Source organism: Pseudomonas sp. MDV22-iso1 (assembly GCF_058145095.1).
Map to the genome: position 1 here is coordinate 1 of NZ_JBYVMF010000049.1, position 13790 is coordinate 13790.

The following is a 13790-nucleotide window of genomic DNA, read 5'->3' on the forward strand; positions in this document are numbered from 1 at the left end:
GGGCGAGTCCATACATAGCAGCTGGCGAAGCCTGCGTCCGGCTGCGCAGCAGTCGTAAAACCATACACCGCGGTGTAACAGGAGAACCGTGTTTACCGGATTTACGACTGCTGCGCAGCCGGACGCAGGCTTCGCCAGCTGCTACAGGATTTTTGGTGTATCCGCCTGGATTAGTATCCGACCGTAAACCGCTGGCGTGAATGCTTCGGGGATTCCACTTCATCGAGCATCGCGATCGCGTAGTCGGCAAAGGTAATCCAGCTGCGACCTTCACTGCTTACCAGCAAATCATCCTGGCCAATCCGAAACTTTCCAGTGCGCTCGCCTTCGACAAACTCCGCCGATGGCGACACAAACGTCCAGTCCAGATCCTTTTCCTGACGCAGGTTTTCCAGAAACAACGCCCCGGCACTTGCTTCGGCTTTGTATGCCTCAGGAAAGCCCTTGCTGTCGATCACGCGGGTTGCGTCCGGCAGCAACAGTGAACCGGCGCCACCCACCACCAGCAGCCGTTTGACCCCGGCATTTTTCACCGGTCCGATGACCGCACTGGCCGGAATCGTGGCGAAATGCGCGGCGCTGATCACCACGTCATGGCCGGCCACGGCGGCCTGCAATGCGTTGGCATCCAGCACATCGACATTGCGACTGATCACACCCTCACGCTGACCCACCTTGGCAGTGTCGCGGGCGATGGCAGTCACGCTATGACCACGACGCAGCGCTTCTTCCAGCAGTTGGCTACCCGCACGACCGGTGGCTCCGATGATTGCGATTTTGCTCATGACGTTCTCCAGTGGATTGGGGTAGCTTGCGTTCATTCAGCTGACTCAATAGTGCTTTCTGTAGGAGCGAGCTTGCTCGCGATGGTCGCTAACGATAACGCTAAGTGTCTGAATGCCCGCGGTGTCTGGACCACCTTCGCGAGCAAGCTCGCTCCTACAGATTCAAGGGCACTCGCTAAAACCTGCGATACAGCCCATCACCACTTCATCTCGCCCTTCGCGACTTTCGCGCTCAGCTCCAGCGAGCTTTCTTCACCCAGTGTCGGGTAGCGCTTTTTCATCGCGGCGATCAGTGCGGTCGAATCTTTTGCCTTGGCGGTTTCCTCATCGAAGGCCTTGATGTAATCGGCAGTGAATTGCACTGCAGCGAGTGAGCGAGTGCTCTCACCGAGGTAATGGCCCGGCACGATGGTTTTCGGATTCAGGGTTTCGATGGCGTGCAGCGTAGCCAACCAATCGGCATGGGACGCTGCAGTTTGGGTATCGGCCATCCAGACGTGAATGTTTTGCGCAACCACCACGCCACCCACCACAGCCTTGATCGACGGGATCCACACAAAACTGCGATCCGGTTGTTTGCCATCCAGACCCAGCACCTGCAACTTCTGCCCCTCAAGCATCAGGCTGTCACCCTCGAGAACGCCCGGCACAATGGTTTTGGCCGGCGCGTCGGCGCCCATTTTCGGCCCCCAGTACGCGAGTTTGCCGTCGACGGTTTTTTTGATGTGATCCACGGTCGGTTGCGACGCGAGTACCTTGGCGTTGGGGAACGCAGCCGTCAGGGTGTCGAGGCCGAAGTAGTAATCCGGGTCACCGTGGCTGATGTAAATCGTGGTGAGTTGTTTGCCGCTGGCGCGGATTTTCTCGACCACTTGCTTGGCCTGGGATTGGCCGAACTGGGCATCCACCAGGATCGCGTCCTTCTCGCCACTGACCAGCACCGAGGTCACTGGAAAAATGGCCTTGTCGCCTGGGTTGTAGACATCCAGGGTCAGGGTCGAAGCCGCTGTCGCATGGGCAGCAAAGCCAAACACGGCCGTTGCCAGCAAAATACGTTTGAGAGAAGTGAAGCCGATCATGTGTTGCTCCGTTGTCGATGGCCTGGCTTGGCCGGTGCCGTGCAGGGAACAGAGCTTAGTTGCCTGACTCAGTACAAAAAATGCGATGCTGATACATAGTTTGTTTCTGAAATCGGGCAAATCATGGATCGTCTTCAAGCAATGCGTGTTTTCGTCACGGTGGTCGACCTTGGCAGTCAGTCCGCCGCCGCCGATCATCTGGACCTGTCGCGGCCAGTGGTGTCGCGCTATCTGGCTGAGCTGGAGGATTGGGTCGGCGCGCGCCTGATGCACCGCACCACGCGCAAATTGAGCCTGACCGCCGCCGGCAGCGAGGTCCTGCCTCGTTGTCGGCAATTGCTCGACCTGTCCAGCGACATGCAAGCCTCTGTCAGCGAGCCGGACGATGCCCCTCGCGGCTCGCTGCGCATCAGTGTCAGTACTTCATTCGGCCAGGCGCAACTGGCGGACGCGATGGCTGCCTACGTCAAGCGCTACCCCGGCGTCAGCATCGACATGCAGATGCTCGACCGCACGGTGAACCTGGTGGATGAGCGGATCGACCTGGCCATTCGCACCAGCAATGACCTGGACCCCAATTTGATTGCCCGACGACTCACCGTCTGTCGCTCGGTGATCTGCGCCTCTGCGGACTACCTGCGCGAGCACCCCGCGCCCCAGCGAGTCGAGGACCTCAGCCAACACAATTGCCTGACCCATTCCTATTTTGGCAAAAGCCTGTGGCATTTCGAGCAGGACGGTGAGCCCGTGTCGGTGCCCGTGCAAGGCAACATCAGCGCCAACGAAGCCAGCACACTGCTGCGCGCCACCCTGGCAGGCGCCGGAATCGCGATGCTGCCGACTTATCAGGCCGGTGTGCACATTCACAGCGGTGAGCTGATTCGCCTGTTGCCCCAGGCCGAGCCGCGACAGATGAACATCTACGCGGTGTATGCCTCACGCAAACACATGCCGGCAACGCTGCGCAGCCTGCTGGATTTTCTGGTGCTGAGGTTTCCGCAAGAGCCTGAGTGGGATTTAGGGCTGTAGGGCTGTAATCCATGAAACGGTAGGAAATCCAACCTGTGGGAGCGGGTTCATCAGTGTTCTGAATGTCGGGCTACATGCGCATGATGTTTGACTGGCATCCCACCCCGACTGGCCTATGCTGAAAGTAATACCCATGGGTATTCGTTCAGAGGTCAACGCCATGAACATCAAAACAAGAAGATACCTCGCCATTTTCGTCACCTGCGCAGCGACGCTGGCGCTTTATGGCACCGCTGCCTGGCGGGTCGAACAGCTACGGCAACTGCCCCGCGAATACGCGAGTTGTAATTTCGAGCGCTGCATTCCCCACAACGCGACCCTCAACGCCCTTCGCTAGCGAAAGGGGTCAGGTGTCGCTGTCCTGATCGGCCTTCAAACGGTCGCGAAACGCCTTGGGTGAGATCCCGACCCTGCGCCGAAACAGACGCGTGAAGTTGGTCGGATCGGAAAACCCCAATACATCGGACATTTCATAGATGGTCATGCTGGTATAGGTCAGCAGGCGCTTGGCCTCCAGCAGTTGCCGTTCGTGCATGATCTGCAAGGCCGGTTGTCCCGCCAGCTCGCGGCAGGTGCCGTTGAGGTGGGACACGGAAATTCCCAGCCGATGCGCCAGGTCTTCAACCTTGACGTGCTGGCGATACGTCTCTTCCACCAGCTGGATAAACCCGTTGAGGTATTCCCGCGCGCGCTGCGGACGCTGGCTGGCGGAACGCCGCTGCAACGCCTGCCGGCTGGCCCATACCAGGATCACGCTGACCAGCGAATGCATGAGCATTTCGCGCGCCGGTTGATGGCCGGTGTATTCGTCCTGCAATGCTGAAAACAGGCTGTTGAGGTAATCGCTGTCCTTGCCTGCCGGATAACTGTCGGCGTGGGTCAACGCCTGGAGGGAATTGCCCAGCTGTGCTTGCAGATGACTGAGCAACGGCGCGGCCAGCGTCACGACAAACCCTTCGACGTCTTCGGAAAACCGGAAGCCGTGTACCGATAAGGGCGGCAGGATCTGGATCGCCGGTTCAGTGAGTTTTGTGCGTTTGCCTTCGATTTCAAGCTCTGCCTGACCTTTGAAAACGAAGAGCAACTGGCATAAATCGGCGTGGCGGTGGGGTTTGATCTCCCACTGATGTTCACGGCTGCGTCTGGAAATGGTTTCACAGTGCAGCAAGTCAGGTGTTGGCCAGTCCAGGCTTTCTCCGTAAAGCTTGAACACCGGTATAGAAGGCAGGGCAGGCTTGTTCATAACTTCAATCAGGCCTCGGAGATGTGGCGGGCGATAATCGCACCGATTGGCAGAATGTACAGGTTTCAGCTCAGTTTTCCCCTTCAATTGACCGACTCGCAAGTGAAAAATGCAAGCACTCGATCCATAAAAATCATTCACCGGCCCTGGTCGCGTGAAGCTTGCGAGCCATAAAAACAATGAAAACGCTGAAAACCCAAGTCGCCATTATCGGCGCCGGTCCGTCTGGATTGCTGCTCGGCCAGCTGCTGCATAACGCCGGTATCGACACCCTCATTCTCGAACGCCAGACCCCGGATTATGTGCTCGGGCGAATCCGTGCCGGTGTCCTTGAACAAGGCATGGTAGAGCTGCTGCGCCAGGCTGGCGTGGGCCAGCGCATGGACGCCGAAGGCCTCGTTCATACCGGGTTCGACCTGGCACTCGACGGGCGTCAGGTGCACATCGATCTGCAGGCGCTGACCGGGGGTAAAACGGTGATGGTCTACGGCCAGACCGAGGTCACGCGCGACCTGATGGCCGCTCGTCAGGTCGCTGGCGCCACGACCCTCTATGGCGCGAGCAACGTAGAACCGCACGGGATGAAAACCGAAGAGCCGTACATCACGTTCGACAAGGACGGCGAAACCTTTCGGCTCGATTGTGACTACATTGCCGGCTGTGACGGTTTCCACGGCGTGGCGCGGCAATCGATTCCCGCCACCTGCCTGAATATTTTCGAACGGGTTTATCCGTTCGGCTGGCTGGGGATTCTCGCCGACACCCCTCCGGTCCACGACGAACTGGTCTACGCCCGCCATGAGCAAGGTTTTGCCCTGTGCAGCATGCGTTCAGCCACCCGCACCCGTTATTACGTCCAGGTCCCGGCAGACGACAAGGTTGAAAACTGGTCCGATGAGCGTTTCTGGGAGACGCTCAAATCCCGTCTGCCGACCGCTTTGGCGGACGCCCTCATCACGGGGCCGTCGATCGAGAAAAGCATCGCCCCGCTGCGCAGCTTTGTGGTCGAACCGATGCAGTACGGCCGGATGTTTCTGGTCGGCGATGCTGCGCACATCGTTCCGCCCACCGGCGCCAAGGGTCTGAACCTGGCCGCCAGCGACGTGAGTACGTTGTTCAATATTCTGTTGAAGGTGTATCGCGAAGGACGCCTCGACTTGCTCGAGAAATACTCTGAGGTCTGTCTGCGCCGGGTGTGGAAAGCCGAGCGCTTTTCCTGGTGGATGACGTCGATGCTGCACCGGTTTGACGATCAGGACGCGTTCAGCCAGCGCATCACCGAGTCGGAGCTGGCGTACTTTGTCGACTCCGAGGCGGGTCGCAAAACCATTGCAGAAAATTACGTCGGCCTCCCCTACGAGGCTATCGAATAGCTTGCTATCGACTTACACTGCGAGCATCCCCGCGGGTCTTGCGGCTTGCGGGTCATTCACTGCCCGCAGGTTTTACCGTGACCAATCTCAAGCAGCCGGAAACGCCCAAGCCGGCCATTAAAAGCGTGCTGATTGCCCTGATGCTGGCGATTTTCCTCAGCGCACTGGATCAGACCATCGTGGCGGTCTCGATGCCCGCCATCTCCGCGCAATTCAAGGACGTCTCGCTGCTGGCCTGGGTGATTTCCGGCTACATGGTGGCGATGACAGTGGCCGTGCCGATCTACGGCAAACTCGGCGACCTGTACGGCCGGCGCAAGTTGATGCTGTTCGGCATGGGATTGTTCACGCTGTCGTCGTTGTTTTGCGGCATGGCCCAGAGCATGGAGCAACTGGTGCTGGCGCGGATTCTTCAGGGCATCGGTGCGGGGGGGATGGTCTCAGTCAGCCAGGCGATCATCGGCGACATCGTGCCACCTCGCGAACGCGGTCGTTACCAGGGTTACTTCAGCAGCATGTACGCCGTGGCCAGCGTGGCCGGGCCGGTGCTGGGGGGTTACATGACCGAGTACCTGTCATGGCGCTGGGTGTTTCTGATCAACTTGCCGCTGGGATTGATCGCGTGGCTGGTGGCCCATCGCACGCTGGTCGGGTTACCGGTACCACAACGCAAACCGATCATCGATTACCTCGGCACCGTGCTGATGATCATCGGTTTGACCGCATTGCTGCTGGGCATCACCCAGGTTGGCCAGGGTTATGCGTGGCGCAGCAGCGAAGTGACCGGTCTGCTCGGTTGTGCGGCGCTGGTATTGGCGCTGTTCGTCTGGCACGAGCGCCGGGCGCGGGAGCCGTTGCTGCCCATGCATCTGTTTGCCAACCGCACCGCGATCCTCTGCTGGTGCACGATTTTCTTTACCAGTTTCCAGGCGATCTCGTTGATCGTACTGATGCCGCTACGCTTTCAGAGCGTCACCGGCGCGGGGGCAGACAGCGCGGCCTTGCACCTGTTGCCGCTGGCAATCGGTTTGCCGATGGGTGCTTATTTCGCCGGACGCCGGACCTCGGTGACCGGTCGCTACAAGCCAATGATCCTGGGCGGCGCCGCGCTCATGCCGATCTCGATCGTCGGCATGGCCCTGAGCCCTCCGCAGGCGATGCTGTGGAGCAGTCTGTTCATGGTGCTCAGCGGGATTGCCAGTGGCATGCAGTTCCCCACCTCATTGGTCGGAACGCAGAACTCGGTGGAACAACGGGACATCGGCGTCGCCACCAGCACCACCAACCTGTTTCGCTCCCTCGGCGGCGCGGTGGGTGTGGCGTTAATGTCGGCGCTGCTGCTGGCCCTGTTGCAGGATTCGAATTTCGCTCACCTGGCCGGCTCTACGCTGATCACCGAAGGCCACTCCGGGAATGTCTTGCTCGACGGCTTGAACGCCGCGCCGGGTGAGGCACAGGACGCCTTGCGTGCAGAGTTGCTGATGACGTTTAAGCATTTGCTGCTGGTGAGTGCGGCAGTGTCGTTGCTGGGATTGGCGGCGGCGATTGCGATGCCGAACGCCGTGTTGCGGGGGCGTGAGGATAAGGTTCGCTGACAGCAAAAAGATCGTCCGAACGCGGCCCGAGCCTGCGGCAGCTCCTACAGGGGAACGCATTCCAATGTAGGAGCTGCCGCAGGCTGCGATCTTTTGATCTTTGCCCTTAAACCATCAAGGGCTGTAATACCCCACAGCCACCAGGAAATGCCCGACCTTCTTCAGGTAGGCATGCTTGGCCTCAACCTTCCCGGTCACCGGGTTCTTCCATTTATATTCATATTCACCGTAATCCTGCTTGGCGATCAGCGCCAAAATCGGTTCGCCCACCGGTTTACCGTCGGGGTCCTTAATCTTGCTGAAATCGGTGTTGATCAGTCGCAGGTTGGTGCCGTGGGCGACATAGCGCTGGGTGTCCAGGTCCACCACGAAGACATACAGGTCATCCTGCAAGTAACCGCCCTTGAGGGAGTTGATCGCGGTCAAGGTGCCCTTCTCGTCCTTGGCCAGGTCGCCTGCTGCTTTGTTCAGCAACGCCATGGCTTGTTCCGCCGACGCTCGTGGCAGGTAGTAACCCACCGCGAGAATGCGCTGGCCGATCCTCTGGTAGTAGACGTGCTTGCGCTCGACCTTGCCGTCGGTCCAGTTCTGCCAGCGATACTCGGCCTGCTGGATGCCATTGCCTTCAGGCACTCTCAAGGCGTCCTTGAAGGCTTTCTGCAAGTCCGGGCCTAGGACATCTGACACATCTCGACCAATCAACGCTGAAGACGGACCACCGCTGGCGAGCATCACGCCCTTGGTGTCGACCACAAAGACATAACGGTCCTTGTCGACAAACTCACCCTGGCGGCTGAACGCGGCGAAGGCCTTGTCGCCATTATCGTGGTAGTAGGCCAGGGCCTTTTCCAGCAAGGCGATGGCGGCCTTGCTGTCGTCTTTTTCTGTGCCTGCAGCGTGTGCCTGGCTCAAGCCGAGTAACAGCAGAGCCCCCAGCAACGCCAATCTTTGCAAAACCCCCATTGCGCATCCCTCGTTCCTATTGGTGTTTCAAGAGCGTAGACGGGATGGGGATATGTAGGAGTATTCAGGAAAACATGGAGGGCTTGATGGCTCGAGGATGTGTTGCTCGAGTGAGCTTTTCGTGGCGAGCGAGCTTGCTCGCGCTGGGAGGCGAAGCCTCCCCAAATCATTCACCCCGGCTCTTAAGCTAAACCGCAGTGATTGATTGGCGACTGCTGCGCAGTCGAGCGCGAGCAAGCTCGCTCGCCACAACAAGCTCGCTCGCCACAAAGAGCCCTTCTTCAAACCCCTATTTTTATGGCCGCGCGTTGAGCTGCTTTGACAGCGTCTGGATCTGCGCCTGCAACGTGTTGATATTGCGGCTGACCTGACTGCGGAAGGCATCGAATTCCGCCGTGTTGCCACCCGAAGCCGCGGCCGGACGATTGTCCTGCTCGCTTTTGAGCACAATCATGTCCTGTTCCAGGCGCTCGATCGCCGCACTCGGGTTGCCTTGCTTCTTCAGCGCCGCGATATCGGCACCAAGGCTTTTGAGCTGCGCATCGATTTTGCTGGTGTCAGCCGGTGCGCTCTTCAGCGCGGCCAATTCGCTGCTCAACGTTTTGAGCTGAGCCTGCAATTGTGTATTGAGGGTTTGTTGCTCGGTAACCAGCGTGGTGGCCTGGGCCAGACGCTTATCCTGCTCGGCGGTTTGCGCCGTCATCTGGGCCAGGCGCTTGTCCAGGTCCGAGGCCTGACCAACCACGCCTTGCTGCTGTTTGCCCTGATCCTGAAGTTTGCTTTCCAGCTGCTTGATCTGCAGCTTCAACGCCTCGCTATCGCTGGAGACATTGGTCTGGCTGGCGACCACCTTGCCGGAGATATCCTGCAAGCGCCCCGCCGCTTCTTCACTGATGCGCGCAAAACTTTCCTGGGTCGCCACCAACTGCTGTTCCATCAGCGATATCTGCTGGAAGCTCCACCAGGCAAGGCCGGCGAATGCAAAGAACAAAGCACCGACCAACGCCCACAGCGGACCGGTGCTCGGGCTTTTGACCTTGACCACAGGCGCCGGGCGCGAATGCACCGAGTGGCGAGCGGCGGGTACAAAATCATCGTCATCGAGGCTGTCGGCACGCAGGCTCGGTACATCATCGAAGTCGTCGTTGGCATCGTTACGCATGGACATTGAGTCAACCTTTGTGAAACGCGGTGATGGCTTGATGCGCCGCAGTATAACCCCCACGGCCGCATCGATTGACCCTGAACCCCCAACTCGGTTCAGTGACGGGTCTGTCAGTGAAGATCCTGGGCCTTCCACCAGCCACAGAATTCATCGAGTGCCGTCCAGAGACTGACTTTCGGGTCGTAATCCAGATAATGCCGGGCGCGGCTGATGTCCAGAGTGAAATTTTTGTTCATCACCTGCATACCCAATCGCGACAAGGTCGGCTCGGGACGGCCCGGCCACAGTTTGCAAACGCCTTCATTAAGTGCCGCCACGCTGTAGGCCAAACCGAAGGAACGGTAGCGGGTAACCTGTGGGACTTCCATCTTGCGCATCACGTAATTGACCACATCCCACAGCGGAACCGGCGTTCCGTTGCTGATGTTGTACGCCTTGCCCAACGCCGAGCCACTGGCCAGCAGACTGCTGAGCAAGGCTTCGTTGAGGTTTTGCACACTGGTGAAATCGACCTTGTTCAGGCCATTGCCCACGATAGACAAACGTCCTTTGCGCTGCATTTTCAGCAGGCGCGGGAAGATGCTCATGTCACCCGCACCGGTCACGAATCGGGGGCGCAGGGCCAGGGTTTCGAGGCCGAACTCCTGGGCACCGAAGACCTTTTGTTCCGCCAGGTATTTAGTGGCGGCGTAGGGGTGCTTGAAGCGCTTGGGGACTTGCTCTTCGGTCAATCCCAAATGATCGCGGCCATCGAAGTAGATCGACGGCGAAGACAAATGCACCAATCGCCGGACCCGTTGTTTCAGGCAGGCTTCGACCACGTTTTCAGTGACCTGGACGTTGCCTTGGTGAAAGTCCTGATAGCGCCCCCATAAGCCCACTGCGCCGGCACAGTGAACGACGGCTTCGACATCGGAGCACAAATCGCGGGCCAGTTCCGGGTCACTCAAGTCGCCCTGGATGAACTCGGCGCCACGACGCACCAGGTGTTCGACGCTTTCGGCCCGGCGACCGTTGACCCGCACGTCCAGGCCTTGCTCCAGGGCAAAACGCGCAAAGCGTCCGCCAATGAAGCCGCTTGCGCCGGTGACCAGAATTTTCATGTAGAGCTCCGATGTGTTTCGTTTTGCGTAATGCGTGTGTCTTGACGCTGCCCGTCAGTCCAACGGCACCAGCCATTGCTTGGATGAATGCACCAATTGATCGGTCAGTAACCCCAGCAACTGACCGCCATTGCGCCAATGATGCCAGTACAGCGGCACATCGATGGGCTTATCTGGCAACAACTCCACCAAAACACCACGCTCCAGTTGCTCGCGCACCTGCAATTCAGGCACCAGCCCCCAGCCAAGACCGGCCTCGGTCAAACGAATGAAGCCTTCGGAGGATGGGCATAAATGGTGTTCGAATCCGCCATCGACCCCCAGCGAAGCCAGGTAGCGGTGCTGCAGGAAATCGTCCGGGCCAAACACCAGCGCCGGGGTTCGGGACAACAATTCGGCGCGCACGCCTTCGGGAAAATGCCGGGCAATGAACGCCGGGCTGGCCAACGCCCGGTAGCGCATCGCGCCGAGGAGCACGCTGCGCGCACCTGCCACGGGACGCTCACTGGCACAGACACACGCCGCCACCTCGCCCGCACGCATGCGCTTGAGACCCACCGTTTGATCTTCGACCACCAGGTCCAGCAGCAGATGTTGTTGCGCACAAAACTCGCCCACCGCTTCAGCCCACCAGGTCGCCAGGCTGTCGGCGTTCAACGCAATGCGCAGGCGCTCGGGCAGACCTTCTTCATCCAGCGCCGGCACCAGCGTTTGCAAGTCTCGTTCAAGCAAGCGCACCTGCTGCACATGGTTGAGCAAGCGCCGGCCAATCTCGGTTGGCGCTGGCGGCGTTACCCGCACCAGCACGGGTTGGCCGACCCGCGCCTCCAGCAGTTTGATGCGCTGCGACACCGCCGATTGCGACAAACCGAGCACTTGAGCGGCGCGCTCGAAACCGGCCTGCTCGACCACGGCGGCCAAGGCAGAAAGCAATTTATAGTCGAACATCAGTTTTCCTAATGAGCGATCAGCATGATTGGTTTTTCTTATACAGCGTTCACGACGAGAATGACCAGCAAGAACTCTTGAACAAGGAACACTCCACATGGCTGGCGAAACTTCATTGGCAACGCTGCTGCGCAGCATGAGCCCGCAACTCAACGCCGGCGAATACGTGTTCTGCACCCTGCGCGACGGTCAGTTGCCAGCAGGACTTGAGATTGTCGGCAGCTTTCGCGAGCAGGAAGGCCTGACGGTCATTCTGGAAAAGTCCCACGCCGAACGGGCAGGTTTCAGCTTCGATTACGTCGCCGCCTGGATCACCCTCAACGTGCACTCGGCCCTGGAAGCGGTCGGCCTGACAGCCGCCTTCGCCACTGCCTTGGGCAAGGCCGGGATCAGCTGCAACGTGATTGCCGGCTATTACCACGACCATTTGTTTGTCGGCCAGGCCGATGCCGAGCGCGCCATGGGCGTGTTGCGGGATCTGGCAGCCAACGCGGAGTAATATTTCATGTGGCAAAGCTATGTAAACGGCCTGTTGGTGGCCGCTGGGCTGATCATGGCGATTGGCACGCAGAACGCCTTTGTACTGGCGCAGAGCTTGCGACGTGAACATCACCTGCCGGTGGCGGCACTGTGCGTGGTGTGCGATGCATTGCTCGTGGCGGCCGGGGTCTTCGGCCTGGCGACGGTCCTCGCGCATAACCCGACGCTGCTGGCGGTCGCTCGCTGGGGTGGGGCAGTTTTTCTGATTTGGTACGGCAGCCTCGCGCTGCGCCGAGCCTGCTCGAAACAGAGCCTGCAACAAGGTGAAAACCAGACGGTGCGCTCACTTCGTGCGGTGATGCTCAGCGCGCTGGCCGTGACCCTGCTCAACCCGCATGTTTATCTGGATACGGTCCTGCTGATCGGCTCCCTCGGCGCGCAACAGACCGAGCCCGGTGCTTATGTGGTGGGTGCAGCGAGTGCTTCGTTGCTGTGGTTTTTCACCCTGGCACTGGGGGCTGCGTGGCTCGCACCGTGGCTGGCCCGACCGAGTACCTGGCGAATCCTCGACCTGCTGGTGGCAGTGATGATGTTCACCGTTGCCTTTCAACTGATAACCAGCGCCTGAATATTCCAAACAGCTCTGGAACCTCTATTCCACACAGTTGTTGCGTGGTTATGCCGCACCCCCGGTGCTATGATCCGATCCGATGCGCCGCAAAGAGTACAAACTCCCCGGCGCTTGTCTGGCCGCCCGTGATCGGCCTTGCGCTCACCGCAACTGACCTGATTAGGAGAATCATCATGGCTTTCGAATTGCCGCCGCTGCCCTACGCACACGATGCCCTGCAGCCGCACATTTCCAAGGAAACTCTGGAATACCACCACGACAAGCACCACAACACCTACGTCGTGAACCTGAACAACCTGGTGCCAGGCACCGAGTTCGAAGGCAAAACCCTGGAAGAAATCGTCAAATCTTCCTCGGGCGGTATCTTCAACAACGCCGCTCAAGTATGGAACCACACCTTCTACTGGAACTGCCTGGCGCCAAACGCCGGCGGCCAACCAACCGGCGCACTGGCTGAAGCCATCAACACCGCGTTCGGTTCGTTCGACAAGTTCAAGGAAGAGTTCAGCAAAACGTCCATCGGCACCTTCGGTTCCGGTTGGGGCTGGCTGGTGAAAAAGGCTGACGGTTCCCTGGCCCTGGCCAGCACCATCGGCGCCGGCAACCCGCTGACCAACGGCGACACCCCGCTGCTGACCTGCGACGTCTGGGAACACGCCTACTACATCGACTACCGCAACGTTCGTCCGAAGTACGTCGAAGCGTTCTGGAACCTGGTCAACTGGAAATTCGTGGCTGAGCAGTTCGAAGGCAAAACCTTCACCGCTTAAGATCGACACCAGTCAAAAAAACCCGGCTTTTGCCGGGTTTTTTTATGGAGTTCAAAAAAGTAAAAGCACGTCTATCAGGCACTAATGGTCGGCTTCCCGGCCCCATCATCGAAACCCCACCCACACCAAACCATATCCCCACCGCCCCTGCCCTTGCCCTTGCCCTTGCCCTCCACCACTCAAGGCCGAGCGTTAGCTCGCCTGCAAGCTTTTGATTTTGATCCGCCCGCCCCTTCGGGAGGCCGAGTGGAGGTGTTCATCTGGGGGTCAGGCGCGTAGCGCCGTGCGGCGAAGCCGCACACATCGAGAGGAGGTCGTCGCGAAGCAGACCGTAGGCGATGCCCCCAGATGGACACCGGAGCGAGGGAACACCGAGCTTTAGCGAGGTGCCGTACGCCGGGGCGAGCCTTTTTGGGTACTTTTTTGGCGTTTGAAAAAAGTGCCTCGCCGTAAGGGCGAAACCCTAAGCAGCCGTTACCGCAGCAATGGATATGTACACCTGCAAAAAAAAGGTCGGCTGTCAGGCCGCCATCGCCAGCAGGCTAGCTCCCACAGGGATCGAGGTACATCCGCAAAAAAAAGGTCGGCTGTCAGGCCGCCATCGCCAGCAGGCTAGCTCCCACAGG

General features: G+C 59.3%; 14 protein-coding genes. 7 read left to right on the top strand and 7 right to left on the bottom strand.

What is annotated here, in order from left to right; translation table 11 throughout:
- Positions 1–170: 170 nt before the first annotated feature.
- Together AC3ZVB_RS28775 and AC3ZVB_RS28780 are read right to left on the bottom strand one after the other, a co-directional pair.
- Positions 171–785, bottom strand: a complete 615-nt coding sequence (locus AC3ZVB_RS28775; RefSeq protein WP_490148450.1) for an NAD(P)-dependent oxidoreductase — start codon at positions 783–785, stop codon at positions 171–173.
- Between the two features lie 197 nt (positions 786–982).
- Entirely contained in the window at positions 983–1864 is an 882-nt protein-coding gene (locus AC3ZVB_RS28780) for an MBL fold metallo-hydrolase (RefSeq protein ID WP_490148451.1), read from the bottom strand.
- Between the two features lie 123 nt (positions 1865–1987).
- Between AC3ZVB_RS28780 and AC3ZVB_RS28785 the strand changes: the two genes are divergently transcribed.
- Entirely contained in the window at positions 1988–2893 is a 906-nt protein-coding gene (locus tag AC3ZVB_RS28785) for a LysR family transcriptional regulator (RefSeq protein ID WP_490148452.1), read from the top strand.
- A gap of 133 nt (positions 2894–3026) precedes the next feature.
- Complete coding sequence (locus AC3ZVB_RS28790; RefSeq protein ID WP_162439627.1) at positions 3027–3230, top strand: hypothetical protein; 204 nt, start codon at positions 3027–3029, stop codon at positions 3228–3230.
- A gap of 9 nt (positions 3231–3239) precedes the next feature.
- Here the strand turns inward: AC3ZVB_RS28790 and AC3ZVB_RS28795 are convergent, their stop codons facing one another.
- Positions 3240–4136: a helix-turn-helix domain-containing protein gene (locus tag AC3ZVB_RS28795; protein WP_490148453.1), complete on the bottom strand. Its 897-nt coding sequence runs from the start codon at positions 4134–4136 to the stop codon at positions 3240–3242.
- Between the two features lie 179 nt (positions 4137–4315).
- Between AC3ZVB_RS28795 and pobA the strand changes: the two genes are divergently transcribed.
- Together pobA and AC3ZVB_RS28805 are read left to right on the top strand one after the other, a co-directional pair.
- Positions 4316–5509 carry a 4-hydroxybenzoate 3-monooxygenase gene (pobA, locus tag AC3ZVB_RS28800; protein ID WP_490148454.1) on the top strand — a complete coding sequence of 398 codons (1194 nt, stop codon included), beginning with the start codon at positions 4316–4318 and terminating at the stop codon, positions 5507–5509.
- A 77-nt stretch (positions 5510–5586) separates the two neighbouring features.
- Positions 5587–7104, top strand: a complete 1518-nt coding sequence (locus AC3ZVB_RS28805) for an MDR family MFS transporter (protein WP_490148455.1) — start codon at positions 5587–5589, stop codon at positions 7102–7104.
- A 114-nt stretch (positions 7105–7218) separates the two neighbouring features.
- On the opposite strand, the gene AC3ZVB_RS28810 is transcribed toward AC3ZVB_RS28805, so the two are convergent.
- From AC3ZVB_RS28810 to AC3ZVB_RS28825, 4 genes are all read right to left on the bottom strand, one after another.
- Complete coding sequence (locus tag AC3ZVB_RS28810) at positions 7219–8067, bottom strand: cache domain-containing protein (RefSeq protein WP_194692604.1); 849 nt, start codon at positions 8065–8067, stop codon at positions 7219–7221.
- A gap of 295 nt (positions 8068–8362) precedes the next feature.
- Positions 8363–9235: an ATPase gene (locus AC3ZVB_RS28815; RefSeq protein WP_490148456.1), complete on the bottom strand. Its 873-nt coding sequence runs from the start codon at positions 9233–9235 to the stop codon at positions 8363–8365.
- 107 nt (positions 9236–9342) lie between these two features.
- Positions 9343–10335, bottom strand: coding sequence for an NAD-dependent epimerase/dehydratase family protein (locus AC3ZVB_RS28820; RefSeq protein WP_194692606.1), 993 nt, complete (start codon positions 10333–10335; stop codon positions 9343–9345).
- 54 nt (positions 10336–10389) lie between these two features.
- Complete coding sequence (locus AC3ZVB_RS28825; RefSeq protein WP_162439664.1) at positions 10390–11283, bottom strand: LysR family transcriptional regulator ArgP; 894 nt, start codon at positions 11281–11283, stop codon at positions 10390–10392.
- 97 nt (positions 11284–11380) lie between these two features.
- On the opposite strand from AC3ZVB_RS28825, the gene AC3ZVB_RS28830 reads away from it, so the two are divergent.
- The 3 genes from AC3ZVB_RS28830 to AC3ZVB_RS28840 all read left to right on the top strand — a co-directional run bounded on the left by AC3ZVB_RS28830 (position 11381) and on the right by AC3ZVB_RS28840 (position 13164).
- The gene (locus AC3ZVB_RS28830; RefSeq protein ID WP_162439665.1) at positions 11381–11782 is read left to right on the top strand and encodes an ACT domain-containing protein; all 402 of its coding nucleotides are present in this window, start codon (positions 11381–11383) and stop codon (positions 11780–11782) included.
- 6 nt (positions 11783–11788) lie between these two features.
- On the top strand, positions 11789–12391 hold the full coding sequence (locus AC3ZVB_RS28835) for a LysE/ArgO family amino acid transporter (protein ID WP_162439666.1): 603 nt from the start codon (positions 11789–11791) through the stop codon (positions 12389–12391).
- Positions 12392–12567: 176 nt separating this feature from the next.
- Entirely contained in the window at positions 12568–13164 is a 597-nt protein-coding gene (locus AC3ZVB_RS28840; RefSeq protein WP_046033233.1) for a superoxide dismutase, read from the top strand.
- Positions 13165–13790: the final 626 nt, after the last annotated feature.

Coding starts and splice junctions, on each gene's coding strand:
- AC3ZVB_RS28790 (WP_162439627.1), top strand. CDS start 3,027: ATGGGTATTCGTTCAGAGGTCAACGCCATGAACATCAAAACAAGAAGA.
- AC3ZVB_RS28825 (WP_162439664.1), bottom strand. CDS start 11,283: ATGTTCGACTATAAATTGCTTTCTGCCTTGGCCGCCGTGGTCGAGCAG.
- AC3ZVB_RS28830 (WP_162439665.1), top strand. CDS start 11,381: ATGGCTGGCGAAACTTCATTGGCAACGCTGCTGCGCAGCATGAGCCCG.
- AC3ZVB_RS28795 (WP_490148453.1), bottom strand. CDS start 4,136: ATGAACAAGCCTGCCCTGCCTTCTATACCGGTGTTCAAGCTTTACGGA.
- AC3ZVB_RS28785 (WP_490148452.1), top strand. CDS start 1,988: ATGGATCGTCTTCAAGCAATGCGTGTTTTCGTCACGGTGGTCGACCTT.
- AC3ZVB_RS28780 (WP_490148451.1), bottom strand. CDS start 1,864: ATGATCGGCTTCACTTCTCTCAAACGTATTTTGCTGGCAACGGCCGTG.
- AC3ZVB_RS28820 (WP_194692606.1), bottom strand. CDS start 10,335: ATGAAAATTCTGGTCACCGGCGCAAGCGGCTTCATTGGCGGACGCTTT.
- pobA (WP_490148454.1), top strand. CDS start 4,316: ATGAAAACGCTGAAAACCCAAGTCGCCATTATCGGCGCCGGTCCGTCT.
- AC3ZVB_RS28810 (WP_194692604.1), bottom strand. CDS start 8,067: ATGGGGGTTTTGCAAAGATTGGCGTTGCTGGGGGCTCTGCTGTTACTC.
- AC3ZVB_RS28835 (WP_162439666.1), top strand. CDS start 11,789: ATGTGGCAAAGCTATGTAAACGGCCTGTTGGTGGCCGCTGGGCTGATC.
- AC3ZVB_RS28840 (WP_046033233.1), top strand. CDS start 12,568: ATGGCTTTCGAATTGCCGCCGCTGCCCTACGCACACGATGCCCTGCAG.
- AC3ZVB_RS28815 (WP_490148456.1), bottom strand. CDS start 9,235: ATGTCCATGCGTAACGATGCCAACGACGACTTCGATGATGTACCGAGC.
- AC3ZVB_RS28775 (WP_490148450.1), bottom strand. CDS start 785: ATGAGCAAAATCGCAATCATCGGAGCCACCGGTCGTGCGGGTAGCCAA.